This window comes from Pseudomonas sp. FYR_5 (assembly GCF_043106315.1).
GTDB lineage: Bacteria > Pseudomonadota > Gammaproteobacteria > Pseudomonadales > Pseudomonadaceae > Aquipseudomonas > Aquipseudomonas putida_Y.
The window spans coordinates 22,278-48,184 of the sequence record NZ_JBICMK010000085.1; the positions used below are offsets into that span (position 1 = coordinate 22,278).

A 25,907-nucleotide genomic window follows, 5' to 3' on the forward strand; every position below is an offset into this window, starting at 1 on the left:
CTCTAAATAACAACAATCAGGCGTGCACGACATGCCAAGAGGTTGGTTATGGCTCATCAAGTTGTCGACCCCATGCGCGATCAGGCTTTCGAAGATCGCACCTATCGCAAGGTAATCATACGAATCCTGCCTGTCCTGTTGCTGTGTTACATGGCGGCCTATCTCGACCGGGTGAACATCGGCTTCGCGAAACTGAGCATGCTGGAGGATCTGCAGTTCAGTAATACGGTCTATGCCTTGGGCGCGAGCGTTTTCTTCTGGGGTTACTTTCTGTTTGAAGTACCGAGCAACTTGTTGCTGCATCGATACGGCGCGCGGTTCTGGATCGCCCGCATCATGCTGAGCTGGGCCATCATCTCCATGGCTGTCGCATTTACCCAGCCACTTGCCGCGTTCTTCCATGTCGAGTCCAGTACCATGTTTTACGTGCTGCGCTTCCTGCTCGGGATCTGTGAGGCAGGCTTCTTCCCTGGAGTGATTCTTTACCTCAACTACTGGTTCCCGACCCATCGGCAAAGCCGGGTGATGTCTGGTTTCCTGATGGCAATGCCTGTCAGCCTGACGCTGGGTGGCATTTTGTCTGGTTGGCTCATGACCAGCATGGATGGCTGGCACGGTATGGCGGGTTGGCAGTGGATGCTGCTGGTCGAGGGTGTACCGTCGGTGATCATGGCGGCCATCGTTTATTGCTGCTTGTGCGACAACATCGACAAGGCGGCTTGGTTGTCCCAGCAGGAAAAGGAACTGCTCAAAGCCAACTTGAAGCAAGAGGAGTACGGCAAGGTTTCACGCCTCAAAGATGTCTTCTTCAGCCCACGTGTTTGGTTGCTCGTATTCATCCTGCTCACGTTCAACACAGGTTTTTATGGCCTGGCCTTCTGGATGCCCTCGATCATCAAGAGCGCGGGAGTGACCAGCACCCTGGAAATCGGCTTGCTGACCGCCATCCCCTATGGCGTTGCGGTGATCGCCATGTTCCTCAACGCGCGCCATTCCAACCGCACTGGAGAGCGTCGGCTGCATGCCGCGATCCCGGCGTTCATCGGTGGCTGCGGGTTGATCCTGAGTGCTGTTTTTGCACACAACGTTGTCCTTTCAATCGTGTTCCTGACCGTGGCGGCATCCGGGGTGCTTAGCCTGATGCCTATCTTCTGGACGTTGCCGGGCACGGTGCTCTCAGGTGTCGCAGCGGCGGCAGGCATTGGCATGATCAACGCGTTCGGCAACCTGTCCGGTTTCACCGGTTCGATGATTACAGCAGTGGCGGAGAACCTCACCGGCGACATCAACAACGGCACTTATGTCTTGGGCCTGTGCCTGTTCATCAGTGGAGCATTGATCATGGCGATCCCCGCCGCGATGTTGAAGCGGCCTGACTCGCAGCCCCGCGCGCAGTTGAACCTGGAGGCAGCATGAACATCAATCACCGGGCAAGCCCGCGGCATGCCCTGCTGATGTTGGCGCCGTTGCTCGACGAGCACGAAAGTCAGCTCGCCAGGCAGTTCGACTTGGTACGCGCTTTTGATTCGCATGCCTTGGCGGCTGTTCTAGCCGACCGGCCGGAACGTTTCCGTGCGCTGGTGACCAACGGAGTAGTGGGGGCGCCAACCCCAGTCATGCGCGCACTGGTCAACCTGTCATTGATCGCTGTCAACGGTGTGGGCGTTGATTGCATTGATCTGGGCCAGGCGAAAGCCCGCGGCATTCAGGTCGAAACGACAGTCGATATCCTCACGGATGCCGTGGCGGACCAAGCAGTAGCTTTGCTCTTGAGCTTGCTGCGCCAGGTTTGCGTGGCTGACCGCTTCGTTCGGGCGGGCCTGTGGCGCGAGGCCGCATTCCCATTGCTAGGCACCACGTTGCGAGGGCTGCGCGTCGGCATCATAGGTCTCGGCCGTATCGGCCAAGCGATTGCCAGTCGCCTATTACCGTTCGGAGCCAAGCTGGCGTATCACAATCGCAATGAACTGCAGGGCTGCAGTTACACCTATTACCCCGACGCTTGCAGCCTGGCCGCGGACAGCGACATTCTTATCCTCGCTGCCGCAGGAGGAAGTGCGACGTCACGCCTGGTCAATGCGCCAGTGCTGGAAGCGCTTGGCGCGAAAGGGATGATTGTAAACGTGGCGCGGGGAAGCGTGATCGACGAAGCGGAGCTGGTTGCTCGATTGCAGGATGGGCGACTTGCAGGGGCGGCCTTGGACGTGTTCGCAAATGAACCGCAGGTGCCCACCAGCTTGTTTGACCTGGATAACGTAGTGCTTCAGCCGCACATAGGCAGCGCTACGCTGCAGGCTAGGAAGGCTATGGGGGACTACGTCGTTACTGCGATTTGTCGAAGTACACTTTGAAGGAAAGGCAATACGGCAAGCTTGGGCCATTGAACATGACTGCTTGTTCAAATCGATGTCCAGTTTGGGTCGTATAGTGACGGTCATACCTCGACCGTCGCTATATATTTTGAGACCTCTGTTTGCTCCGCCATCTCCAATGCGTCATCGACTTCAACCCTCGCTATGGAGCCGTCTCAGCAGCTACCAGACACATTGAAGATCTGAGTGAGCCCTTGATGGTAAGTCGTGACTTTGAAATCGGGAAAACGCTGCTTGTACTTCGAAGAATCGAACAGGTTGTCGTGCTCGTACCGTGGCAGCAGCTCCCGCAGCTCACGAACTTGCTTGGATATCAGGCCTACAGCTGTCAGGGTCAATTTGCCTAGAATTTTATAAGTAGCGTCCTTGCCAGAGATCTGAGAAGCCAGCGTGACAAGTTGTTTGTAGGTCAGCCGCTCATCGTCACAGGGCAGGTGCCAGGTTTGCCCGAACGCATCTGGCGTGTTCCCCAGCGCTGCCAGTGCCCGGCTTGCATCCGGCGTCCAGATGAGTGTTCGCTGAGTATCGTCTCGCACAGGGACGCGTGGCGTCTTGCCGGCCTTCATGTTGTCGAGGACCAGGGTATTGGTGATGCTCTGCGTTTTGCCGGGCCCATAGAACTCTGGAGCTCGCCCTATGACCACAGGAATGTCGCCTCGCGCCATCTCCTGCAACACCATCGATGCCATTCGCGCACGAACCTGCCCTTTACGACCGACCGGTTCGAAGGGCGTGTCCTCCGTCAGCAGACGATCATCCTGCGGGTACATATACGTGTTGTCGAAATAGACGAAGCTGGCATCGGATGCGCGAGCCGCATCAAGCGCGTTTCGCAGCATCACTGGGAATTGCGTTTCCCAAAGCTGTGTATCTGGCGGAAGTCCGGCCGTGAAATAAACGATGCTGCTACCCTTTACGGCCTTGGCCGCCTGGCTGGCGTCTAGCAGGTCCGCCGCAATCAGCGTGTCAGAGTCGCTGACTTTGCGCGGATTACGGCTGACCAGCCTGATATCTTCGGTAAATGTCCGGTTCAGTTCCCGTGCCAGCTCTATGGCTATCTGGCCAGTTGCGCCTAAAACGGTTTGCATTTGGTCTCCTGGAAACCTCGGTAGAAGGTTTCTCTCTACTAACTGCGATGATGATGGCCCGTTTACGTATGCCGGGCGCGACGCTGTGGCTGCCGCCCTTGGGCGCGGTACAGCAAAGTCCATGTAGCCCAGGTATTTACCTTAGGCTTAAAGTAAACTTTAAGGTCAAGTCCTTATCGTAAGAGTAGGCGCGGGATGGCGGGTTGGGCCGATTTGATCAGGCCCACGATTGGAGATTCGTAATCGAAGTTGGCTCTCGGGTGCCCGGGGGGTTAAAGTGAGCTTTAAGGTCAGAACTTCTGTGAAGGTGTGGTATGAGGATTGGAGCGCTTGCGAAAATCACGGGTCTTGCCGCTTCGCGCATCCGTTTCTACGAGGCAAGTGGGCTGATTCAATCAGTTGAGCGAAAGGCCAATGGCTACCGCGACTATTCAGATGATGCCGTCTGGATACTGGAGATGATCACCAGCGCACAGGCAGCAGGGTTTACCCTGGAAGAAATCCGGCACCTGTTGCCGATGAGTTCGCAAGGTTGGCGTCATGACGAGCTACTTTCCGGGTTGAAGCGCAAGGTCGAGGAGATCGAGGTGCTGCAGCAACGCTTGGCTCGCAACAAGGAGCAGTTGCTGATGGTGATCGACGGCATTGAAAGCAAGCCAGACGGCATGCCGTGCGTAGACAACACCCAACGGGTGCTTGGCCGTCTGCGCGAAGACATCGCTTTGAACAAGGTGGGCGCTTCACCTGCCAAGTGAAGCATGCCAGCGTCTGATGCGGAGCAGGGCGCCGGCTCAGGGGCCGGCGCTGATACAGCGTTCAGTCACCGCTATTCAGTGCTGCCAGCGGCTTCGGAGCATAGAGGGCGCTCTGGAATTCAGGCACGTATTCGTATTTCACCATCTTGCCCAACTTCAAAGAACGGATGTAGGTCGACAGGCTACCGTCGCCGAGCACCAGGTGAGCCGAGTCAGCGCTCATGCTCGATCCATGACGGGTCTGCCGAGACGTCGCATAGCCATAACTCAGCTGTCCAGCGTGATCGAGGTTGGTGAAGCTGTTAGTCACCAGGCCGGCTTCACTGGATACGTCCTCGAGCTTTCTTGCCTTAAAGACGACGTCAATGTTGCCAGTCTGCGCGTCGACGATGTCATAGGACACGGTCGCGGCGTCCTCTCGGCGGTTGATCTCTGTCAGCCATTTCGGCAGGTTGTAGCCCACTACGCCACGGACACGGGCAAGCTCGGTATTTACCGGCAATTTGAGCACGTAGCCCCAGAAGTCCTTGGACATGGATTGTCCGATCAAGCTGAATGGCCCGAGATTGGACTTGCCTGGTTTGTTGGTGATGATCGACAAGGCAATTTCGTTGTAGCTGTCGTTGTCGCAATAATCGTAGGTGTAAGCCGTGAACGCTACCAGGCCGCGGCCTGGCCATACCTGCAGGGGTTGAACCTGCTTGAGTACTTCGGCAGGCATCAGCTCGCGCAGGCGATCGAGGTCTGCGGTGTAAACGGCTGTAAACCGGCTGTTCTTGTAGTAGAAGTTGGGCGAGTACGACTCGAAGCCCATATCGACCTTGGTCTTTTCCAGGCCTTTGAACCAACGGAGGTCCATGCCTGGCGCTTCGGCCTGGATCACCGACAGGGGAGGGTTGGAGCGGTATCGGTCGTACAAACCGCCTTTGACGACGGGGACCTGGTGGCCTGCGATCTCTATCATCGCGGTTTCGGCATGCTTGGGGATGCCGGTCGTGTCCGCCAGGGTGGCGTTGCTAATGGGTGTCAGGAGTGCACCTGCCACTGCGGCGACGGTTCCGAGTTTCACTTTTCAGTCTCTCCGGTGAATTGCATCACGCATTGATGAATGCGACCAGGCATCTCGCTTGGCGCCGAACTAGGTGGACCTTACACACGCACCTTAACTTTAAACTTAACTTTAATGTCAAGGCGCTGTTGGTGGGCTTTATCCGCCACTGGACCTGCTGTCATGGCCGGGGGCGCAAGGTGTAGGCGAGGGCTAAATCAGCCAGTTTTCCGAAAGGTGCCCGGAGCAGCCTTGGCAAGTTCCAACGACCTTGCACGAACACGCCCTTGGCATGACTCATCGAGCGAAAACCTTCGATACCGTGGTAAGCCCCCATGCCACTGGGACCCACGCCGCCGAACGGCAGGTCGTCCACCGCGACGTGCATCAGGGTGTTGTTGATGCCGACGTTGCCGGAGGTGGTGCACCTGAGCAGCGCTTCGCTGTCGGCCCCCACATTGCCGAAGTAGTAGAGCGCTAGCGGACGTGGCCTGGCATTTATATGGCCGATCGCTTCGTCGAGGGAGCGGTAGGTACGCACCGGTAGCAAAGGCCCGAAGATTTCTTCGCGCATGACCAGTGCATCGTCACCAGCCCCCACGATCAGCACCGGAGCCAGTGTCCGCGGTCGCTCTGCCGCGCGCTCTGGTGTCACACCAGTCTCGATCACCTTGGCGCCCCTGGTACGGGCGTCTTCGACCAGCGACTGCAACCGCGTGTAGTGCCTGTCGCTGACGATGGAGGTGTAGTCCGGGCTGGTCGGGCCTTGCGGATAACTACGGGCGACAGCCGCGCGGTACTGGGAGATGAACTCATCCAGGTCATCCTCATGGACCAGCGCGTAGTCCGGTGCCACGCAGGTCTGGCCGGCGTTGGCCAGTTTGCCGAAGACGATGCTGTCGAGGGTGTTGCGTCCGGCATGCCCAGGGGCCACGACCACAGGGCTTTTGCCGCCCAGTTCAAGGGTCAGCGGCACAAGGTTGTCACTCGCCGCCCGCATCACCATCCGGCCAACCTGGGTACTGCCGGTGAACAACAGGTGGTCGAAGGGTAAAGCGCTGAAGCTTGCGCCTATCTCAGGGCCGCCGAGTATCACCGCCACCTCTTCGACGGTAAAACTGCCCGCCAGAATGCGCTGAATCAGCTCACTGGTACGTGGCGTCAGTTCGGAGGGCTTGATCATCACCCGATTGCCAGCCGCCAGTGCGGTGGCCAGGGGGATGAAGGTCAACGCTATTGGGTAGTTCCACGGCGCCATGACGCCGATAACGCCTTTGGGCTGGTACTCCACATGCGCGCGGCCAGTGCGGTGAAACGCCGCGACATGACGACGCTCGGGTTTCATGAAGCGGCGTAGGTGCCGCAACAAGTAATCGATGGACTGGACCACGCCAAGCAGTTCCATGATGTCTGTCTCATGCCTTGAGCGGTTGCCGAAATCGGCGCTGATCGCTTCTTCCACGTCGCGGCGATGGGCAAGCACCGCCGCGCGCAACTTGATCAGGTTGGTTTTGCGTCGCTCAACGCTGGGTGGCCCGTCATTGAGAAACGCACTCCGCTGCTGTTCCAGCATGGTTGCGGCGTCGATATCTGGGATGGATGTTGCGGCGACAGTCATCTTGCACCTCTCAAGGTCATTGCGATGTAGACACTGTAAACTTGATTTCCGCCGATCATAGGAAGACAATGTGTTCACTGTCAACATGAGGGGAGCAGCCGTATGTCATCCGATGAAATTTGCGAAGCAAAGCCCTACCACCATGGCGATTTGCGTCGCACCATCATCGACACTGCTTTGGCCACCCTGAAAGAACAGCGAGGCTGGCAATTCACCCTGCGCGAAATAGCCCGGCGAGCCGAAGTGAGCCACTCGGCTCCATATCGGCATTTTCCGGACAAGGGGGCGCTGCTCCACGAGTTGGCGCTACTGGGCTTCGAGCGATTGAATGCGGCGATGCAAGACGCGATGGGGCCCGCGATGTCAGCACCAGAGCGCTTGCGGGCGATGGCCTACGCCTACCTGGCGTTTGGCGAGGAGAATCCGGATTTGTACCGGTTGATGTTTTCGACACAGGCGGGAGACCCCGCGCAGATCCATGTCGACCCCCGGGCCCAGGCACCGTTCTCCCTGGTGATCGAGGTGCTGGAGCGGGGTCAGGAGGAGGGTACTATTCGCGCCCGTTCTGCCTTGGGACAGGCTACCGCAAGCTGGGCGCACCTTCACGGGTTGACCCTGCTTTCGATCGATAGCCGGTTGGTGCCGGCGAAGGTCGGCGACCATGCCATCGAGGATGCCTTGACGACCTTGCTTGACGGTTTGGTCAGTGATCAGACGACTCGATGACCTGCGACTCTACAGAGAACTGCTCGCCCGTATGAAGGCGATGCTTGGCCCAACCACCTAGGATCAGGTACTCAGGCATGACCAAACGCATCCTGCACGTCGTTACCAACGTTGCCCATTACAGCGACCCAAGTCATCCCACGGGGTTGTGGTTGAGTGAGCTGACGCATGCCTGGCATGTGTTCGCTGGCAGAGGTTACGAACAGCACTTGGTGAGCCCGCAGGGTGGAAAATCCCCACTCGAGCCGCGTTCGCTCAAGTGGCCATTGCTCGATGGCACGGCCAAAGCCTGGTTGAACGACCCGGCGGCAATGGCACGTCTTGGCAACACCTCAAGTCCGCAAGCGTTAGTGTCATCAGACTTCGACGCCATCTATTTCACCGGTGGCCATGCGGTGATGTGGGACTTCCCTGAAGACGAGGGTTTGCAGCGGCTGACCCGCGAGATCTACGAGCAGGGTGGCGTCGTTTCTTCGGTTTGCCATGGGTATTGCGGGCTGCTCAATACTCGGCTGTCTGATGGCCGTCTCCTGGTAGAGGGGCGTCGTCTGACGGGCTATGCCTGGATCGAAGAAGTGCTGGCGGGCGTTGCGAGCAAGGTCCCATACAATGCCGAGCAAGAAATGAAGCGCCGTGGGGCGCGCTACGAGAAAGCACTCTTGCCATTCACTTCCCATGTGGTTGTCGATGGCCGCTTGGTGACAGGCCAGAACCCACAATCTGCCAAAGCAACTGCCGAGCAGGTAGCTGCACTGCTCCAGCGGAAGGCTGCGTGAGATCCCTCGCTTAACGAGAGGCGCGACGTCTTCGCCATAGAGTGGTACGGCTGACACTTCGGTGATTCGGCACAGGCCGTTGTAGGAGCGGGTTCACCCGCGAAAGGGCCAGGCCTGCCGGCAATTTCCACCAGCCGTTCACTGTTGTCGCCGCCACCCCATGCGGGTAAACCCGCTCCTTGCCGGCGACCGCGCACGCCTTTCAGATGTTGAGCAAGACAGTTGCTCTCACAGCGGGGCGGGTAAGCCTCGCGATGCTAAAGATCACGGTTCAGCAAAGTTCAGTTACAAACATGTAAACTTCGTAAATAAGATTTACTCGCATTTGTGATTCTCTATATTTACCAACCCTGTTGGCCGCCAGACTGAGTGTGCGGGGCCGGTGGGCGAGGGCTCCCGGTTTCCGACAGGGATGTGCCTTTTCGCTCATGAATCGCAGGAGATGTACCCATGCAGTGCAGAACTTCACCCAACAGCCTGGCCCTGGCGTTCGTCGCGCTTGCGTCGCCGTCCATGCTGGCGACCGCGGCAGAGTCCGAGGAGCGACGTGCGGGTGAGGTACTGGAAGTGCCCGTCGCCGACAACGCACTGGTGATCCAGGACACCCTGATCACCGCCGAGCGCGAGGCGCGACAGGCCCTGGGCACGTCGATCATCACCGCCGAAGACATCAAACGCCACCCGCCGGCCAATGACCTTTCCGACATCATCCGCCGCGAGCCCGGGGTTAACCTGACCGGCAACAGTGCCAGTGGCGCACGCGGAAACAACCGCCAGATCGACCTGCGCGGCATGGGCCCGGAAAACACGCTGATCCTCATCGACGGCAAGCCATCCAGCGCGCGCAACGCCGTGCGCTATGGCTGGAACGGTGACCGTGATACTCGGGGTGAAACCAACTGGGTGCCGGCCGAAGCGGTCGAGCGCATCGAGATCTTGCGTGGCCCGGCCGCCGCACGCTACGGCTCCGGCGCCATGGGCGGGGTGGTCAACATCATCACCAAGCGCCCTTCCGACGAGTTGAAAGGCAGCGTCAGCCTGTACACGCAGCTGCCCGAAGACAGCGCAGAAGGCGCCAGCCGCCGAGCCAACTTCAACCTCGGTGGCGGCCTGACCGATAACCTGGGTTTCCGCCTGTACGGTGGCCTGGCCAAGACTGACGCCGACGATCTGGACATCAACGCCGGGCATGCCACCAGCGCCCTGGTAGCGGGGCGGGAGGGGGTGCGCAACAAGGACATCAACGGCCTGCTGAGCTGGAAACTGAACGACGAGCACCGCCTGGAAGCCAGTGCCGGCTACAGCCGTCAGGGCAACATTTTTGCCGGTGATACCATGAACAGCAACGGCGGCGGCGACGTCGACTTCGTCTCCAGCCTCTACGGCCACGAAACCAACGTGATGCAGCGCAGTACTTACGACCTGACCCACCTCGGTGATTTCACCTGGGGTACCAGCAAGACCACGCTGGCCTACGAGTACGTGCGCAACTGGCGCCTGAACGAGGGCTTGGCAGGCCGCACCGAAGGTGCCCCCAACGACGAAGGTGGGGCCATGTCACGTTTGCGCAACACACGTCTGAGCAGTGAAGTGAACCTGCCGTTCGCCATGGGCAGCACAGAACATGTGCTTACCGTGGGTGGCGAGTACCTGTACGAAGCCCTCAACGACCAAGGTTCGTTGCGCCCGCAAAGCTCCGACCCCACCAACAATGACGGCCTTGTCGGCTTCGATCGCAGCAGCTCGAAGATGACCGCACGCAGCTATGCGCTGTTTGTCGAAGACAACATCATCGTTGGCGACACCACCCTTACGCCGGGCCTGCGTTTCGACCACCACGAAACCTTCGGTGACAACTTCAGCCCCAGCCTGAACCTGTCGCACAAGCTGACCGAAGCGCTGTCGGTAAAAGGCGGCATCGCCCGTGCCTACAAGGTTCCGAACCTGTACCAGTCCAACCCCAACTACCTGCTGTACAGCCGCGGTAACGGCTGCAGTGTGCAACAGACCAACAACGGTGGCTGCTACCTGCAGGGCAACGCCGACCTCAAGCCAGAGATCAGCGTCAACAAGGAAATCGGCCTGTTGTACGACCGTGGCACCTGGCGCACCAGTGCCACCTACTTCCGCAACGACTACAAGAACAAGATCATCGGTGATACCGATGTGCTTTACACCATCGGTACCGGCAGCCGCGTGACGCAGTGGGACAACGCCGGCAAAGCGCGGGTGGAAGGTGTCGAAGGCAACTTCTTCATCGAGTTGACTCCGACCCTGGACTGGAACACCAACCTGACCTGGATGCTCGACAACGATAATCGTGAAACGGGTGAGCCGCTCTCGGTGATCCCGGAATACACCGTCAACACCAGCCTCGACTGGCGCGCCACCGAGCAGCTGTCATTCCAGCTGGCAGGTACCTACTTCGGCAAGCAGAAATCACCGACCTACAACTACCGCACCCAGCAGGACTACGACAAGACCGCCCAGCAGGACGTCGAGGCCTATGGCCTGGTGGACGTGAGCGCCGGGTACAGGTTCAATGCCAATTACGATGTGCGTGTAGGTGTGAACAACGTGTTCGACAAGCAGATCCTGCGTGGCGGCAATGCCAGCAGCTCGGGGGCAAACACGTATAACCAGCCGGGCAGGGCGGTGTTTGCTGCGCTGAATATCAGCTTCTGATCCCATGGGCCGCCATGCGGCCCAATCGCCGGTAAATCAGGTCGCGGATGGCAGACGTCATTGTTGCAGCCAAAAGCCCCGCATCGTGCTAAACCATGCACCCCAGCCCGCTGCGAGAAATGCCTGGTGAAAGCCGTCCGCCTGACCCTGATCTGCCATGCCCTGACCCAGGCCCAGAAGACCGGGCGCCTGCACCATTCTGACGATGGCATCCTGCCGCTAGAGCAAGAGTCAGGCGCCGACCGTTCAGGTGCGCAGTTGCTGAGTGCGCCAGAGCGGCGGGCCTGCGAGACGGCGGCGTGGTTAACGGGGGCGGTACAGATCGAGCCGGGATTGGCCGATTGTGACCTCGGGCGTTGGCAGGGTTTGTCGCTGAAGCAGCTGCAAGCCGAGCAACCGCAGGCGTTGGCAGAATGGCTGCAGGATCCGGCCAGTGCCGTGCATGGTGGCGAGTCGTTCGCTGCGCTATGCCAGCGCCTGGCCGCCTGGCTGGCGGCCTTCGACAGGCCGGGTGACTGGCTGGCGGTGACTCACCCGATGGTCATACGCGCCATGCTGGTAGAGGTGCTCGGGTGTCCGATGAGTGCCGGGCAGCGTATCGACGTGCTGCCCTTGTCACGCCTGGAACTGAGCTTTACCGGGCAGTGGCGGTTGCGCCTGGGCTAAGGCTCAGAACGCCAGCTTGTAACCGATCAGCAGCAGCATGGCTGCCAGGCAAGGGCGCAGCACGCGGTCGGAGATTCGCCCGGTGAGGTGGCTACCCAGATAGATGCCTGGCAGCGAGCCCAGCAGCAAGTAGCCCAGCAGCGACCAATCCATGTTGCCCATGCCGGCGTGGCCCAGGCCTGCGACCAAGGTCAGTGGCACGGCGTGGGCAATTTCGGTACCGACCAGGCGACGGGTGACCAGGAACGGGTACAGCAGGAACAGCGCCACCGTACCCAGGGCGCCGGCCCCGATGGAGGTGAGGGTGACCATTACCCCAAGCACAACGCCGGTCAGCACTGTGAGGGTGTTCAGGCTGCGGTCGCTGAGGTGGTAGTGATCACCGGCATGGCGGCTGGCGAAGGCCTGCAGGCGCGATTTGAACAGGATGGCCAGCGCGGTCAGGATCAGCACCACCGCCAGGCCTTGCTTGATGATGGCGTTGAGCGCCGAGGTGTCGGCGTGCAGGGTGCTGAGGAACCACAGGGTCAGCGCCGCTGCGGGCACGCTGCCCATGCTGAGCAGGCCGGTGATCTTCCAGTCGATGTTCTTGTTGCGTGCGTGGACCCAGACGCCACTGGCCTTGGTGATGGCTGCATACAGCAGGTCGGTGCCGACAGCGGTCGCTGGGTGGATGCCGAACCATAACAGGATCGGGGTCATCAGCGAGCCGCCACCGACGCCGGTCATACCGACGATGAAGCCCACGAACAGGCCAGCAATGGTGAAACCGAAAGAACCTACATCCATACGCTACTCGACTGCCCAACTTTGCCCGTTATCGGATGCCAGTCAGCATATAGATTTTTTTATAGCCAAATAGACTTGTTCGTTATTAGGTTATAACCGCGCATGCCTGGCAGGCGCACCCGATCAACGATCGGTCATCACCACCATGACATGGGCATCGCCACCGTCATCGCTTTCCGACAGGTAGATGTGCCCCACCTGGCTGTCGAAATACGCCGTCTCCTGCGGTCCGATGCTTACCGCTTCTCCGGTCTCGAACTCGATGCGCACGCGTCCGCTCAGCACCAGAGCGAACTCTTGCCCGGGGTGGCGGATAAAATCGTCGAACTGGCCGCGCTCGCGGGCAATGATGCGGGCATAGGCCGGTGTCATGCGCCGCCCGGGGAAGTCCCCGGCAATCGGGTAGTAGTCATAGGTGCCGGTCGAATAGCCCGCCGCCGCTGGCAGTGAATCGACCACCACCGTCACCGGCACAGGCGCACTGACCGTTCCACTGGCGCGAAACAGCTGGGCAATATCGACATTCAGCGCCCGCGCAGCAGCGGCGAGTTTTTCATAGCTGACCGACACCTGCGCCAGTTCCATCTTCGACAACGTGGACAGCGGCACGCCACTGGCCTCGGACAATTGCTTGAGGGTCATCTGGCGCGCCTTGCGCACCTGGCGCAGGCGCTGGCCCACTACTGCACGGTCAAGCTGGGGTAGAGCTGAGGGCATTCAGGGATCTCGGCATGCGGCGTTGGTCGGGCATCTTACCTTGGACACTTGCGCATTTCTAAATTCTCATATATTAGAATTCTCATAAATGATAATTGTCTGGCAGGAACGTGCATGACCCCGACCTACGACACCCTGATCATCGGTGCTGGCATTGCCGGCGCCTCACTGGGCTATCGCCTGGCCGTGGCCGGCCAGCAGCGTGTGCTGTTGCTCGAGCGTGAATCGCAGCCTGGCTACCACTCCACTGGGCGTTCGGCGGCCATGTTCATGGAGGCTTACGGCACCCCACAGATCCAGGCGCTGACCCGCGCCAGCCGGGCCTTCTACGAAGCGCCACCGCAGGGCTTCTGCGAGCACCCGCTGCTGGAGCCGCGAGGCTGTCTGTATGTGGCCGGCCTGGAGCAGCGTGAACTGCTTGAGCAAACTTACGCGCAGAACCTGGTCAATGGCACAGAAGTCAGCCTGCTTGACCGGGACGCGGCCTTGGCACAGGTACCCAGCTTGCGTGGCGAAGCCCTGGCCGGCGCGGTGCTTGAGCCGGGTGCGATGGACCTTGATGTACATGCCTTGCACCAAGGCTTCTTGCGTGGTTATCGCACTGCTGGCGGTGAACTGCGCTGTAACGCCGAGCTCATCCAGGCCAGATACCTGGACGGCGTGTGGCAGGTGGAGTTGGCCGATGGCAGCCGGCTGCAGGCCCGCCGCCTGGTCAATGCTGCAGGGGCCTGGGCGGACCGTGTGGCCGAGCAGTGCGGGGTGGCGCGCATCGGCTTGCAACCGTGCCGCCGTAGCGCCTTCACCTTCCCCGGCCCGGCGGAACAGGACTTTACCGGCTGGCCTGCGGTGATTGGCGTCGATGAAAGCTTCTACTTCAAGCCGGATGCCGGCCAACTGTTGGGGTCGCCAGCCAATGCCGACCCGGTTGAACCACAGGATGCCGCGCCCGAGGAGTTGGACGTGGCCTTGGGTATCTACAACATTGAAGCCATGACCACCCTGGCGATCCGCCGACCCAGCCACACCTGGGCCGGGCTGCGTTCGTTCGTTGCCGATGGCGACCTGGTGATCGGTTTCGATGCGCATGTCCCCGCGTTTTTCTGGCTGGCGGCCCAGGGAGGCTATGGCATCCAGTCGGCAGCGGGCGCCTCGCGCCTGGCCGCCGACCTGCTGCTGGGCCAGCCCTTGTGTCCCGACCTTGTCAGCCAGGGAGTGGCGCCCGAGCGCCTGTCCCCGGCCCGTTTCCAGCAACCCTGAAAGGAGCATCCCATGAGCAATGACATTCAGCGTTTCCCCAGTAGCCTGCCGTTCCCGTTTTCCCGCGCGGTAAAGGCCGGTGGCTTTCTGTTCCTTTCCGGACAGGTGCCGATGAGCACCGACGGCGAAGTGGTGCGCGGTGATATCCAGACCCAGACACGTGCTGCCTGCGAGCGTATCGCCGAAAGCCTGGCGGCCTGTGGTGCGCGTTTCGACCAGGTGGTAAAGGTCACGGTCTGGCTGTCGGACATGCGCCATTTCGCCGGCTTCAACGAGGTGTACAAGGCGTTCTTCGGCGCGGCGCTACCAGTGCGCTCCACCGTGGCTTCGGCGTTGGCCCTGGGCGTGGATGTGGAGATCGAGGTGCAGGCGTTCGTCGGCGACGCCTGACCGGGCAAAGAGCCCGTGTAGAGGCGACCGTGTGTCGCGCTGGGCTGCAAGGCCGCCCCTACGACAGGTATGCGACGGCAATGACAAAACAACAATAAATCCAGAGGTTCACATGCAAGAGCAGCTGAAGATTGCCGGCGCATTTGTCGGCGTGATCGTGGGGGCGGGGTTCGCTTCAGGGCGGGAACTGTTGTTGTTCTTTGTCGATTTCGGCGTGTGGGGGTTGGCTGGCGCGTTGGTCAGCGCCGCCTTGTTCACCTTCCTCGGCATGGCGTTGGCGGGGCTGGGCAATCGCCAGCAGGCCACCTCGCACAAGGATGTGATCCTGGCCATCTGCGGCCGCCACCTGGGCATGTTCGTCGACTGGTTGATCACCTTTTTCATGTTCGCCGTCACCGTGGTCATGCTGGCCGGTGGTGGTGCATTGCTGGAGCAGCAGTTCGGCATCCCGGCCCTGACCGGCAGCGTGCTGGTGACGCTGGTGGTGGTCGGCATCGTGTGTCTGGACGTGCGCAGGATGATTCTTGCGATCGGCGCCATCACCCCCTTGCTGATCCTGGTGGCGTCGGCGATAGCGCTGTATGCCGTGATCACCCGCGAGCAGAGCTTTGCTGCGCTCGATCAGGTGGCCAGCCAGCAACAGGCCGGCACCCGCCACTGGTTGCTGGGTGCGTTCCTGTATGTGTCGTATAACATCGTCGCGGGCGCGCCGATCCTGGCCATTCTGGGCGGTTCGGCCAAGGGCGAGAAAGCGGCGGTGTGGGGAGGCCTGCTCGGTGGTGCGGCGTTAGGTGGCCTGATGCTGGTGATGAGTGCCGGGCTGCTGTCGCGCCTGGACAGTGTGGCCGACCAGCCGATGCCAATGCTGTCGATTGCCAACGAAGTGTCACCACTGCTGGGGCTGGTGATGTGCCTGATCATCTTCGGCATGATCGTCAACACCGCGGTGGGCACGCTGTTTTCCTTCCTCTCGCGGCTGTTGCCGGCGGGCACGACGACGTTCCGCTGGGGCTCGGTGGTGACCGGGGTGGTGGCGTTCGGCTGTAGCCTGGTGGGGTTCATCAACCTGGTGGGTGAGGTGTACCCGTTCTTCGGTTACCTGGGCTTTGTGCTGATGACGGCGGTATTGCTGGCCTGGGTACGGCGGGGCAGGGCTGCGAAGGCGGTGGCTGCATAAGGGGCTGGTACAGGCGACAACAGGCATAGGCCGTTGCCGCCTGAACCCGGCGTTTAAATCCTGAAGCTGCCCACCAACTGCTTCAAACGCCCAGCCTGCTGGGCCAGCTGATCGCAATGGCGCAGGGTCTCGTTGAGGTTCTCCACCCCCTGCTGGTTCAGGGCGTTGATCTGGGTGATGTCCAGGTTGAGGCTCTCGACCACGGCGGTCTGTTCTTCGGTCGCTGTCGCCACCGACTGGTTCATGCCATCGATTTCGCCAATGCGCTGGGTCACGCTGGCCAGGCGTTCGCCGGCCTGGTTGGCCACCTGCACGGTCTGCTCGCTGGAGACCTGGCTGGTGTTCATGGTATGCACCGCTTCGCGCGAGCCTACCTGCAGGCTGGTGATCATGCGGTGGATTTCTTCCGCCGACTCCTGGGTACGGTGCGCCAGGTTACGCACCTCGTCGGCTACCACGGCAAAGCCACGGCCGGCTTCACCCGCACGGGCCGCTTCAATGGCCGCGTTCAGTGCCAGCAGGTTGGTCTGCTGAGAAATGCCCTTGATCACGTCGAGGATCTTGCCGATTTCGTCGGTGCTGGCGTTGAGCGTTTCGATCTGCGCGCACGACTCGCTGATCCGTTGCGACAGGGCAGTCATGGCGCTGATGGCTTCTTCAACCACTTCACGGCCACCGTGCGCCTGTTCGCTGGCACCGCTGGCATGTTGCGAAGCATCTGCCGCGTTGCGGGCGATTTCCTGGGTGGCGGCGCCCAGTTCGTTGATGGCCGCAGCGACGCTGTTGGTGCGCATGCTCTGTTCTTCAGAGCCGTTGATCGACGCATTGGACGCGCTGACCACTTTCTCCGAAAGGTCATGTACCAGGCGGGTGGCCGAGGACACTTCGCTGATCGAGGCATGGATGCGCTCGACAAAGCGGTTGAACGAGGTAGCCAGTTCGCCGAACTCGTCCTTGTTCTGCACGGCCAGGCGGCGGGTAAGGTCACCTTCGCCTTCGGCGATGTCGCGCATGGCGCGGCCCATGGTGGTCAGCGGGCTCATCAGCACCGGAATCAGCAGGCCGAGCAGGCCGGCAATGGCGGCCACGGCGATCAGCATGGCAATGATCGCCGAGGTGCGAAACTGGCTGAGCGCGGCATAGGCCTTGTCCCTGTCGATCGACAGGCCAATGTACCATTGCGCCGAAGGCAGGCCGGCCACCGGGGCGAACGAGATGATGCGGTCCTGGCCGTCGAGGGTGGCATCCTGCATGCCGGCGGCGACCCGCAGGTTGCTGCCTGGGTAGATGTCCTTGAGGTTCTTCATCACCTGGTCTTTATTGGGGCTGACGATCACCTGGCCATTGGCGTCGGCCAGGAAGGCGTGACCGATGCCACCGAAGTCGACCGAGTTGATGATCTCGACGAGGGTGTCGAGGGTCACGTCACCGCCGACCACACCGATCAGTTCGCCATTGCTCTTGCTCTTCACCGGCGTGGCGATGGTCACCATCAGGCCACCGACTGCACCCTGGTACGGGGCGGTCAGCACGGTCTGCCCGGCGTTGGCGGCGGCGCCATACCAAGGGCGCTGGCGCGGGTCGTAACCGGCGGGCATCTGGGCATCCGGGCGCTGGGTGAATCCGCCGTTGGCCTGGCCCAGATAGGTGAACAGGAAATTACGCGTGTAGGACGGCTGCTCGATCAGCCCTGGCAGCGTGTCACCGGCGCCTTGCTGGCCGATGTCCTGGGCCAGGTTCTCCAGCACCAGAATGCGCCCGCTCATCCAGTTCTGCACGCTGCTGGCGGTCAGCGCACCGGACTGTTGTACCGAGGCTTCGATGTTCTGGCGGATGGTGTTGCGTTGCAGGTAGTCGTTGTAGAGCGTGAACAGGGCAAATGCCAAAACCACGACGCCGCAGGCGCTGAGCAGGATCTTGTGGCGAAATTTCAGGTTCATGTTTCGAGACCTTGAGCCAATGAGGGGAGGGCGCAGCGCGCTCATGACGCGATGCGGGGCCTGTCGACCGAGATATCGGCTCAAGGGGTAAAAGATTGAAGTGCTTAGAGAAAATTCTTACAGACGTTTCGACGGACGGCAGTCACCGGTCAGCCAGCTGTTCGATCAGCAGGCGTGCGGCCTGCTGCAGCGGCTGTTGTTTGCGCCACAGGATATGTACGGGCAGTTGCAACTCGTTGCGCGTATTGCGGAAAGCCAGGCGTACCAGGCGGCCGCTGGCCAGCAGCGGCGCGACCCGCGACAACGGTAGATCACCCCAGCCCAGGCCAGCTTCCACCATCTGCAAAGCCAGGTCGAAGCTGTCGCTGGACCAGTGCGTGGCGCCGATCAGCGGGCGAGGGTCAGCCAGCGGCAGGTCGCGGCTGCGCACCAGAATCTGACGCACCTGGGTCAAGTCCTCGAGGTAGTGGATACGCCCCTCACGCAAGGCCGGGTGGCCCGGCGACAAGGTGGCTACCAGCGACTCCATGCCGATGTGCTGAAAGCCGCGGCGGGCATCGACCTGCAGGCCGGCAAAGGCTACGCAGAGGTCGGCACGGCCACTGTCCAGCAAGTGCAGGGCTTCTTCCTGCGGGGCGCTGAGCAGGGCAATGTCCAGCAACGGGTGGCGCTCGCCGAGGCTGGCGATGGCCGCCAGCAGCGGACGGTGATCAATGTCAGGTACCACAGCCAGGGTCAGGCTGCTCTCGAGGCCTTGGGACAGCTCCAGGGCATGAACCTGCAGCAGCCCCAGTTGTTCGGCAATCAGTCTGGCGTGTGGCTCCAGGGCCATGGCCTGTGCGGTTGGGCGAACTTCTCGCGGGCCACGTTCGAACAGGTTGTAGCCAAGTTCTGCCTCAAGGTTGCCAATGGCCATGCTTACGGCTGAAGGCACCCGCTTGAGGGCGCGCGCCGCGGAAGAAAACGAGCCGTGGTCGAGCACGGCCAGAAACAGCTGGATGTTGTCGCTGGAAAAGTTCATGGCAGCCTCCTGTCAGCAGATCTGACAGCTGCTGACTTTTGCTGTCAAGTACGTTGAAGCATGATCGCCCCCTTCGCTTTTTGTCTTTGGAGGGAACCCTGGGTGCAGGGATTGAAACGCAAGCTGGTCTACGTGACTTTCTATGAACTGATCGGGCTGTGCATGTCGACCCTCGGGCTGGCCTACCTGTCAGATATGCAGGCGTCGCATACCGGGCCGCTGGCGGTGATGATCACCACCATCGCCATGCTCTGGAACCTGATCTACAACACCCTGTTCGAGTACTGGGAGCGCCGCCAGGCCAAGCGTGGACGCAGCGTGGCACGGCGTGTGGTGCATGCCATCGGCTTCCAGTTGACCCTGGTGGTGTACTTGATTCCGCTGATTGCCTGGTGGCTGGGCATGACATTGCTGGAGGCGCTGCTGGTGGATATGGCGTTCATCATACTGGTGCCGTGCTACACCTTTGCCTACAACTGGGCGTTTGATCGGGTATTTGGCTTGCCAAGCTCTGCCCTGGCCACAACTTGACACAGCCTTGCGCGGCGAAGAAGCCGGTACAGGTTGCCACTAAGGTGGCAGGCGAATGATCAAAGGCGCCTGCTGCTCTACCTGCTGCTCCACCGGCCGCGGTGCACTGGCCAGCAAGCTGTCCTCAACCTGTCCCGACAGGTAATAGACCCCGGCCATGGTCCCGCTCTGGCGGTTCTCCATCAACTCCTGCCATTCCTGGTTCAACGCCACGTTGAGGATCACCCGCAGCTGTTCGACCATCTGCGGGTGGTCACGGTCATGGGTCATCATCCCGTAACCGGCCGTAGCAATTGAAATCATCGCCCCTGCCACCTTGCCCACTGCCGATGCCACCGCACTGGCGATACCGCGTGGGGCCAGGCTGGCGCCGAGCTTTTCGCTGGCCTGGGTGGCCACCGAGTTCAGTCCGACATCGGTCCTGCCAGGGGCTTTGCTGGCCTGCTGATGCAAGTGCTGGCGCATCGCTTGCCAAGCCGGTTGCTGGTCCAGTGACTTGACCCGCAGCAGCTGATACAGGCTGGCATTGCGCGTATCCGGTGGCCCCAGGGCGATGGCGGGGATACGGTTGAGACGCTGGCTGAATTGTTCCGGCGGCGCGTTGTAGCGGCGGATGATGGCCGGCAGTTGCTGGCCGAGCAGTTGCAGGTACAGCTCGCAGGCGCGGTCGCGGATGCCCTCGGGGTTGATCTGCTCGGCCACCGGCTCGATCACCCGCGCGCGATACTGCTCCTGCAGGTACAGGGCCAGGCGTTTTTCTGCCGGTTCCCGACCCTTGCCGCTGTCGAGCTTGTACCAGGCCACCTTGAGGGTGAGCCATTGCTGGGTCCAGTAGCCCGTGAACCAGGGAATGAAGTCGCGCTCGGTGCGTTGTTGCACCTGCTCCTTCCAGACCCGCATGGAGCGACGGGCATAGTCGTTGGCCGAGCCGGCGGCGCCGGCCGAGGCGTCGATCAGTTCCTGATCGATGCGTTGCCAGGCCGCAGGGGTGAGTATTGTGGGCGGCGGCGGGGCAGGGGGGCGCTTGCTGGCACAACCGCCGAGGGCCAGCAGAAGGCATAGCAGCAGGAGGATTCGAGAGCTCACGCGACCGCCTCCCTGGTAGAGGCTGGGCTGGTTCTCGCAGTATAGGGTGGGGTTATCGGGGCTGCTGTGCAGCCCATCGCCCGCCCAGCATCGCTGCAAAGGGTTGCGTGAGCGCGGCCTGGGTGGGAGCGATCGCGTCAGCCTGGTCGGGTTATTCCAGGTCCAGCTTTTCTTCCAGGCGGTCAAGGTGCCTGTGCATCAATCCCAAGGCCGCCTCGGCATCACCTTGCTCCACGGCATCGATGATCGCCGCATGCTCTTCCCACGCACAATGATCGCAGCACGGCGATTCGTAGCGAGCGATGATCAGCGAGGTCATCGGCACCAGCCCATTGAGAAACCGCGCCAGCGGCGCATTGGCCGCCACCTGCGCCAGTTTCAGGTGGAACTCGCCGCCCAGGCGGATCGCCGCGCAGCGTTCGCCACGCTCATGGTGCTGGCGCTCGCGCTCCACCAGTTGCCGTAGCTGGCGTACCTGCACCGGCCGGGCGCGTTGCGCGGCCAGGGTGATCAGCGTGGTTTCGGCCAGACGCCGGGCACTCAGCACCTGGCGTGCCTGGTCTGGGTCAGGCGCGGCCAGATGTGCGGTGTGACTGGGGCGCTGTACCACCACCTGCTGGTCGGACAGGCGCCCGAGCACGCGGCGGATCACCGTGCGGCTGACACCAAATGCATGGCCCAGCGCCTGTTCGGGCAACAGGCTGCCCGGTGGCAGGCGCTGTTCGAGAATGGCGTCGAACAGCCGCGGGTAAATCTGCTCGGCCGACAGACGGGTTTCGCCGGCCGCGAGCAGGGCAGGCAAGTGGGGGACGGCGTTCATGGTCACTCTCCTGAGGTCATGGATGCGGATGTTCGTCCGGGATATTCAGCGCAATGCCCATGCGCAGCCCTTCGGCCACGATGTGCTGACGCATCTGGGCACTGGCCTGGGCGCTGTTGCGTTCGCGAATGGCGCGCACCACCGCTTCGTTCTCCTTCAGTCGCGCGGCCAGGTGCTCTGGCGAGTTGCGCAGCATGTCGGCGCTTTGCTTCAGCGCATTCCCGGTCTGCTGCACCACGCTCTGGAAGATCGGGTTGGTGGTCAGGGCAAACAGCGCTTCATGGAAGGCAATGTAGGCTTTGACCCCGGCTTCGCTGTCATCGGCCTCCAGCGCTTCGCGCATGTCCATCAGGGTCAGGCGCAGCTGACCGATGTCCTGGCTGTTGGCCGACTGCGCCACCAGGCCGACGATGAACGGTTCGAGTGTGTAGCGCAGCTCCAGCACGTCGGCCAGGCTGGCCGCAGCGCTGGTTTCCACACCCGACGCCTGGACATCGGCATCCAGCACCAATACGCCCTTGCCTGGCAACGAGCGCACCAGGCCCAGTGTTTCCAGCACAGTTACCGCTTCGCGCAGGCTGGGGCGGCTGATGCCCAGTTGTTCGGCCAGTTCGCGCTGGCCTGGCAGCATGTCGCCGGTGCGCCATTGGCCGCGGGCCAGGGCCTGGCGGAGCTTTTCGACCACTGAGTTGACGACGGTTGATGAGCTGATCACGTTTCGCTCCTGGAAGGGCCGGCGTCAATGCCGGCCACGTTCGCTCAGAATTCCTGTTGATGGGCGGTGGGTTGCTTGCGGGGTGTGTGGGCAAAGCCAGGCTTGCCGTCGAGCACGTTCTGCGCGCGCTCCAGGTCAATGTCCTTCTCCCAACGGGCAATGGCCACGGTGGCCACGCAGTTGCCGATCAGGTTGGTCAACGCCCGGCCGATACCCATGAACCAGTCCACCGCCAGCACCAGTACCAGGCCTACCACAGGGATCGCCGGTACCGCAGTCAGGGTGGCGGCAAGAATCACCAGTGCCGAGCCTGGGATGCCGTGAGCCCCCTTGGAAGTCACCAGCGACACCAGCAGGATGGTCAGCAGGTCGGTCATTTCCAGTGGCGTGCCGGTGGCGTTGGCGATGAACACGATCGCCAGGGTCAGGTAGATGGAGAAACCATCGAGGTTGAACGAGTAACCTGTGGGGATCACCAGGCCGACCGTGGAACTGCCGATGCCCAGGTGCTCAAGCTTGCGCATGATCTGTGGCAGTACGGCGTCGGAAGAGGCGGTGCCCAGGACGATGGTCAGCTCTTCACGCAGATACTTGATCAACGGCAGCAGTTTAAGGCCCGACAAGCGCATGACGGTGCCCAGCACGATCAGCACGAAGCCGGCACAGGTGAGGTAGAACAGCGCCACCAGCCCGCCCAGGTGCTGCAGCGACTCCAGGCCATACTTGCTGGTGGTGAAGGCGATGGCGCCAAACACGCCGATCGGCGCCAGGCGCACGATCATGCCCATGATGCGGAAGATCACATGGCTCAGTTCATTGATCAGCCGCGAGATGCCGGCGGCCGAGTCACCCACCAGGTTCAGCGCGCTGCCGAACAGCACCGAGAACAGTAGCACCTGAAGAATGTTGTTGTCGGCGAACGCACCGATTACCGAGCTGGGGATCAGGTCCATGAAGAACGCCGTGGCGCCATGGATGTGCTGGCCGCGCTCGGCCAAGCCGTTGGCATCGGCGGCGGAGAGTTGGTCCAGATGAATATTGGCACCGCTGCCAATGCCACTGCTGAAGGCGAACACCAGGCCGATCACCAGCGCCAGGGTCGTCAGCACTTCGAAGTAGATCACCGACTTCAGGCCGATGCGCCCGACCTTTTTCAGATCGCCCGCACCCGAAATGCCGCTGACCACCACGCAGAACACGATCAGGCCGATGAGCATCTTGATCAGCTTGATGAAGCCGTCGCCGAGGGGTTTGAGTTGCAGGGAGAGGTCGGGGAAGCTCAGACCGCAGGCGATGCCGAGGGCAAGGCCGAGTACGACTTGCAGGAAAATCGAACGCGAGCACCATTTGAGCATGGGAGGAGTCTCTGATCGGTGTCCTTGCTTCGGTAGCCGCACGGGGCGAAAGAGCGCAGGACTTAATTATTGTGGTCTTACCGGTTTGTTCAGCGCGAGGCCATAAAAGCGCGAAAAATCCCTGATTGCAAGGATTTTTGGCCTTACCGGTCTGACCAGTGTTGGGGCAATCCGGCCTGCCATGCTCTAGTTCGGTGCGTGCCGTGAAGGCGGGCGCGTGAAATAGCTCAGGGCTTGGCCAGTGCCTGGTCCACTGCTGCAATCAACTTGCCAAGATCTTTGGGTGGGGCGTTGTGGATGACGCCGAACAGGTAGGCGCGCTGCTCCTCTTCGTCGTCCGGTTCAGCGAAGAAGTCCTTGGTCTTGACGCCCAGCACCTGGGCAAACGCCATGATTGCATCGATGCTGGGGGTGTAGGTGCTGGTTTCGAAACGGCTGATGGTCTTGGGGTCGAAGCCGGTCCGTTCGGCCAGTTGTGCCTGGGTCAGGCCCGCCAGCTTGCGGTAGCGGCGCAGGGCGATACCCAAAGCTGATCTCGTCATCGCTTAATTCCCATTTAGAATCAAGAACTTAACGATATCTATCCATGTGGCGCAACGCCATGATCGATCACCTTTGTTTTATTTATGTGATGAATTTCGTAGAATTCATGGCTTGACCGGTCAGTCATCGTCATCTTCCTTGTACCGTTCGGCCTCGTGCTGCAACGGCAGGAAGCGCTTTTGCCCATTGGAGCGGATCGCCATGAATCGGTTCCGATGGCCGTCGATGAACTGGGTGCCGGCTTGTCATTGAATGGAGTCTCATCGTGCGCCTCAACTTGCCGGTAACCCCGGTCGAGCAACGTTTCCCCCCCCATCAGCGGCTGATTTCTGCTACCGATACCGCCAGCCTGATCACCTACTGCAACCCAGAGTTTGCCGCCATCAGTGGCTACAGCGAGGCCGAACTGATCGGCAGCCCGCATAATCTGGTGCGCCACCCGGATATGCCGCCGGCGGTATACGAGTTGATGTGGCGCTACCTGAAAGCCGGCAAAAGCTGGATGGGTATCGTCAAGAACCGCTGCCGTAACGGCGACTATTACTGGGTCAATGCTTACGTAACGCCCATCCTCGAAGGTGGGCGGGTTGTGGGTTACGAGTCGGTGCGCGTATGCCCTACGCGCGAGCAAGTAGCCCGTGCAGAAGCCCTGTATGCGCGGCTGCGCAACGGCCAGGCGGCATTGCCTGCGTCGCGCCGGCTGAGCTTGCTGATGCAGGCCTTGGCCTTGCCACTGGCCGGCGGGCTGCTGGCGGTGGGTGCCAACCAGTTGTGGCCCGGCCTGGTGGGGCAGGGGCTGACCCTGGGGCTGTTCGTGGGCTGTGGCCTGTGGGCGCGCAACGCCCTCGGGCGGCAGCTACAGCAAATTGTACAGGGCGCCGAAGGTGCCTTCGCCGACCCGGTTGCAGCCTTGACCTACAGCGACCTGACGGGGGCTGCCGGGCAGTTGCAACTGATGCTGATCAGCGAAGAGGCGCGCCTGAAAACTGCCTTGACGCGGCTGAGCGACTTGGCCGGGCAAATGGCCGTGGCTGCTCGCGATGCCGGGCAGTTGTCGCGCAGCACCGAGGCGGCATTGCTGGAGCAACGTGCCGAGACCGACCTGAGCGCCACTGCAATGAATCAGATGGCCGCCTCCATCGGCGAAGTGGCCAACCACGTGCAGTTGACCGCCGCCGAGGCACACACGGCGCATCTGCTGGCCGAGCAAGGTAGCCAGGTGGCCGATGCCAGTGGTGCGGCCATTCGGACCTTGGCCAGTACTGTGAGGCAGATCAATCAGGCAGTCAGCCACCTGGCTGGCCAGACCGGCGCCATTGCCGAGGCCGCCGGGATGATCCGCGGCATTGCCGAGCAGACCAACCTGCTGGCCCTCAACGCCGCCATCGAGGCTGCCCGTGCGGGCGAGCAAGGCCGCGGCTTTGCCGTGGTCGCCGACGAGGTGCGTGCACTGGCCGACAAGACCCGCCAGTCCACCCTGCACATCCAGGCCATCATCGATACCCTGCGCAGTGGCGCCGAGGAAGCCGTGGCGATCGCCAGTCAAGGCATCGACGGTGCCGAGCAGGGCGTTGCCCAAGTGCAGGAAGCCCGGCAGGCGCTGCATGGCATTCGTGACGCGGTTCAGCGCATCAGCGACATGAGCCAGCAGATGGCCACCGCTTCGCAGCAGCAGTCGGCGGTGGCAGAAGACGTTTCGCGGCAGATCAACGGCGTAGCCGGTATTGCCCAGCACAGCGCCCACAGCGCCAACGCCGCCGCCTCGCGCGGTACCGAACTGGAACATGTATGCGCCGGATTGCGCGCCCTGGTGGAGCGCTTCAACCGCTAAG

General features: G+C 61.4%; 24 protein-coding genes and 2 pseudogenes. 13 read left to right on the plus strand and 13 right to left on the minus strand.

The window, feature by feature from the left end:
* The first annotated feature begins 48 nt into the window (after positions 1-48).
* Positions 49-1,416, plus strand: coding sequence for an MFS transporter (locus ACF8RA_RS14500; protein WP_209964835.1), 1,368 nt, complete (start codon positions 49-51; stop codon positions 1,414-1,416).
* Complete coding sequence (locus ACF8RA_RS14505) at positions 1,413-2,351, plus strand: 2-hydroxyacid dehydrogenase (protein WP_392519286.1); 939 nt, start codon at positions 1,413-1,415, stop codon at positions 2,349-2,351. Before ACF8RA_RS14500 ends, ACF8RA_RS14505 begins: the two co-directional genes overlap by 4 nt.
* A 176-nt stretch (positions 2,352-2,527) precedes the next feature.
* Here the strand turns inward: ACF8RA_RS14505 and ACF8RA_RS14510 are convergent, their stop codons facing one another.
* Entirely contained in the window at positions 2,528-3,460 is a 933-nt protein-coding gene (locus tag ACF8RA_RS14510) for an NAD-dependent epimerase/dehydratase family protein (protein ID WP_021785531.1), read from the minus strand.
* A gap of 314 nt (positions 3,461-3,774) precedes the next feature.
* Between ACF8RA_RS14510 and ACF8RA_RS14515 the strand changes: the two genes are divergently transcribed.
* The gene (locus tag ACF8RA_RS14515) at positions 3,775-4,215 is read left to right on the plus strand and encodes a MerR family transcriptional regulator (protein WP_021785530.1); all 441 of its coding nucleotides are present in this window, start codon (positions 3,775-3,777) and stop codon (positions 4,213-4,215) included.
* A gap of 61 nt (positions 4,216-4,276) precedes the next feature.
* On the opposite strand, the gene ACF8RA_RS14520 is transcribed toward ACF8RA_RS14515, so the two are convergent.
* Together ACF8RA_RS14520 and ACF8RA_RS14525 are read right to left on the minus strand one after the other, a co-directional pair.
* The gene (locus tag ACF8RA_RS14520) at positions 4,277-5,179 is read right to left on the minus strand and encodes an acetoacetate decarboxylase (ADC) (RefSeq protein WP_392519313.1); all 903 of its coding nucleotides are present in this window, start codon (positions 5,177-5,179) and stop codon (positions 4,277-4,279) included.
* Positions 5,180-5,444: 265 nt separating this feature from the next.
* The gene (locus ACF8RA_RS14525; RefSeq protein WP_392519288.1) at positions 5,445-6,881 is read right to left on the minus strand and encodes a coniferyl aldehyde dehydrogenase; all 1,437 of its coding nucleotides are present in this window, start codon (positions 6,879-6,881) and stop codon (positions 5,445-5,447) included.
* 102 nt (positions 6,882-6,983) lie between these two features.
* On the opposite strand from ACF8RA_RS14525, the gene ACF8RA_RS14530 reads away from it, so the two are divergent.
* The 4 genes from ACF8RA_RS14530 to ACF8RA_RS14545 all read left to right on the plus strand — a co-directional run bounded on the left by ACF8RA_RS14530 (position 6,984) and on the right by ACF8RA_RS14545 (position 11,734).
* Entirely contained in the window at positions 6,984-7,607 is a 624-nt protein-coding gene (locus ACF8RA_RS14530) for a TetR/AcrR family transcriptional regulator (protein WP_176683973.1), read from the plus strand.
* Positions 7,608-7,684: 77 nt separating this feature from the next.
* On the plus strand, positions 7,685-8,383 hold the full coding sequence (locus ACF8RA_RS14535; protein ID WP_176683972.1) for a type 1 glutamine amidotransferase domain-containing protein: 699 nt from the start codon (positions 7,685-7,687) through the stop codon (positions 8,381-8,383).
* Between the two features lie 450 nt (positions 8,384-8,833).
* Complete coding sequence (locus ACF8RA_RS14540) at positions 8,834-11,068, plus strand: TonB-dependent siderophore receptor (RefSeq protein WP_392460393.1); 2,235 nt, start codon at positions 8,834-8,836, stop codon at positions 11,066-11,068.
* Positions 11,069-11,194: 126 nt separating this feature from the next.
* Positions 11,195-11,734 (plus strand): histidine phosphatase family protein, encoded by a 540-nt coding sequence (locus ACF8RA_RS14545; protein ID WP_392460392.1) that lies wholly within the window; start codon positions 11,195-11,197, stop codon positions 11,732-11,734.
* 3 nt (positions 11,735-11,737) lie between these two features.
* Here the strand turns inward: ACF8RA_RS14545 and ACF8RA_RS14550 are convergent, their stop codons facing one another.
* Together ACF8RA_RS14550 and ACF8RA_RS14555 are read right to left on the minus strand one after the other, a co-directional pair.
* Complete coding sequence (locus ACF8RA_RS14550) at positions 11,738-12,523, minus strand: sulfite exporter TauE/SafE family protein (RefSeq protein WP_176683969.1); 786 nt, start codon at positions 12,521-12,523, stop codon at positions 11,738-11,740.
* A gap of 123 nt (positions 12,524-12,646) precedes the next feature.
* Positions 12,647-13,240 (minus strand): helix-turn-helix domain-containing protein, encoded by a 594-nt coding sequence (locus ACF8RA_RS14555; protein WP_176683968.1) that lies wholly within the window; start codon positions 13,238-13,240, stop codon positions 12,647-12,649.
* A 114-nt stretch (positions 13,241-13,354) separates the two neighbouring features.
* Here ACF8RA_RS14555 and ACF8RA_RS14560 point away from each other — a divergent pair, with 114 nt between their 5' ends.
* The 3 genes from ACF8RA_RS14560 to ACF8RA_RS14570 all read left to right on the plus strand — a co-directional run bounded on the left by ACF8RA_RS14560 (position 13,355) and on the right by ACF8RA_RS14570 (position 16,064).
* Positions 13,355-14,497, plus strand: a complete 1,143-nt coding sequence (locus ACF8RA_RS14560; protein ID WP_392488716.1) for an NAD(P)/FAD-dependent oxidoreductase — start codon at positions 13,355-13,357, stop codon at positions 14,495-14,497.
* A gap of 12 nt (positions 14,498-14,509) precedes the next feature.
* Positions 14,510-14,887 carry a RidA family protein gene (locus tag ACF8RA_RS14565; RefSeq protein ID WP_176683966.1) on the plus strand — a complete coding sequence of 126 codons (378 nt, stop codon included), beginning with the start codon at positions 14,510-14,512 and terminating at the stop codon, positions 14,885-14,887.
* Between the two features lie 112 nt (positions 14,888-14,999).
* Positions 15,000-16,064 (plus strand): hypothetical protein, encoded by a 1,065-nt coding sequence (locus tag ACF8RA_RS14570; protein ID WP_176683965.1) that lies wholly within the window; start codon positions 15,000-15,002, stop codon positions 16,062-16,064.
* A 53-nt stretch (positions 16,065-16,117) separates the two neighbouring features.
* On the opposite strand, the gene ACF8RA_RS14575 is transcribed toward ACF8RA_RS14570, so the two are convergent.
* From ACF8RA_RS14575 to ACF8RA_RS14585, 3 genes and pseudogenes are all read right to left on the minus strand, one after another.
* Entirely contained in the window at positions 16,118-16,858 is a 741-nt protein-coding gene (locus ACF8RA_RS14575; RefSeq protein ID WP_370290711.1) for a methyl-accepting chemotaxis protein, read from the minus strand.
* Between the two features lie 114 nt (positions 16,859-16,972).
* Positions 16,973-18,049 (minus strand): annotated as a pseudogene (gene mcpA / locus ACF8RA_RS14580) (methyl-accepting chemotaxis protein McpA); the annotation flags it as partial.
* A 97-nt stretch (positions 18,050-18,146) separates the two neighbouring features.
* Positions 18,147-19,025, minus strand: a complete 879-nt coding sequence (locus ACF8RA_RS14585; protein ID WP_339443605.1) for a LysR family transcriptional regulator — start codon at positions 19,023-19,025, stop codon at positions 18,147-18,149.
* A 102-nt stretch (positions 19,026-19,127) separates the two neighbouring features.
* Here ACF8RA_RS14585 and ACF8RA_RS14590 point away from each other — a divergent pair, with 102 nt between their 5' ends.
* Positions 19,128-19,556 carry a PACE efflux transporter gene (locus ACF8RA_RS14590; RefSeq protein ID WP_392519293.1) on the plus strand — a complete coding sequence of 143 codons (429 nt, stop codon included), beginning with the start codon at positions 19,128-19,130 and terminating at the stop codon, positions 19,554-19,556.
* A gap of 39 nt (positions 19,557-19,595) precedes the next feature.
* Here ACF8RA_RS14590 and ACF8RA_RS14595 read toward each other — a convergent pair whose 3' ends face one another.
* The 5 genes from ACF8RA_RS14595 to ACF8RA_RS14615 all read right to left on the minus strand — a co-directional run bounded on the left by ACF8RA_RS14595 (position 19,596) and on the right by ACF8RA_RS14615 (position 24,074).
* On the minus strand, positions 19,596-20,642 hold the full coding sequence (locus ACF8RA_RS14595) for a hypothetical protein (protein ID WP_392519295.1): 1,047 nt from the start codon (positions 20,640-20,642) through the stop codon (positions 19,596-19,598).
* A gap of 151 nt (positions 20,643-20,793) precedes the next feature.
* A complete protein-coding gene (locus ACF8RA_RS14600) occupies positions 20,794-21,462 on the minus strand; it encodes a GntR family transcriptional regulator (protein ID WP_176683960.1) in 669 nt (222 codons plus the stop codon).
* Positions 21,463-21,478: 16 nt separating this feature from the next.
* Positions 21,479-22,177, minus strand: a complete 699-nt coding sequence (locus tag ACF8RA_RS14605) for a FadR/GntR family transcriptional regulator (RefSeq protein WP_176683959.1) — start codon at positions 22,175-22,177, stop codon at positions 21,479-21,481.
* Between the two features lie 44 nt (positions 22,178-22,221).
* Positions 22,222-23,532: a C4-dicarboxylate transporter DctA gene (locus ACF8RA_RS14610; protein WP_176683958.1), complete on the minus strand. Its 1,311-nt coding sequence runs from the start codon at positions 23,530-23,532 to the stop codon at positions 22,222-22,224.
* 227 nt (positions 23,533-23,759) lie between these two features.
* The gene (locus ACF8RA_RS14615; RefSeq protein WP_010953232.1) at positions 23,760-24,074 is read right to left on the minus strand and encodes a helix-turn-helix domain-containing protein; all 315 of its coding nucleotides are present in this window, start codon (positions 24,072-24,074) and stop codon (positions 23,760-23,762) included.
* A 266-nt stretch (positions 24,075-24,340) separates the two neighbouring features.
* Here ACF8RA_RS14615 and ACF8RA_RS14620 point away from each other — a divergent pair.
* Positions 24,341-24,670, plus strand: a pseudogene (locus ACF8RA_RS14620) (PAS domain-containing protein); the annotation flags it as partial.
* A 117-nt stretch (positions 24,671-24,787) separates the two neighbouring features.
* On the plus strand, positions 24,788-25,906 hold the full coding sequence (locus ACF8RA_RS14625; RefSeq protein ID WP_370844330.1) for a methyl-accepting chemotaxis protein: 1,119 nt from the start codon (positions 24,788-24,790) through the stop codon (positions 25,904-25,906).
* Position 25,907 lies beyond the last annotated feature (1 nt).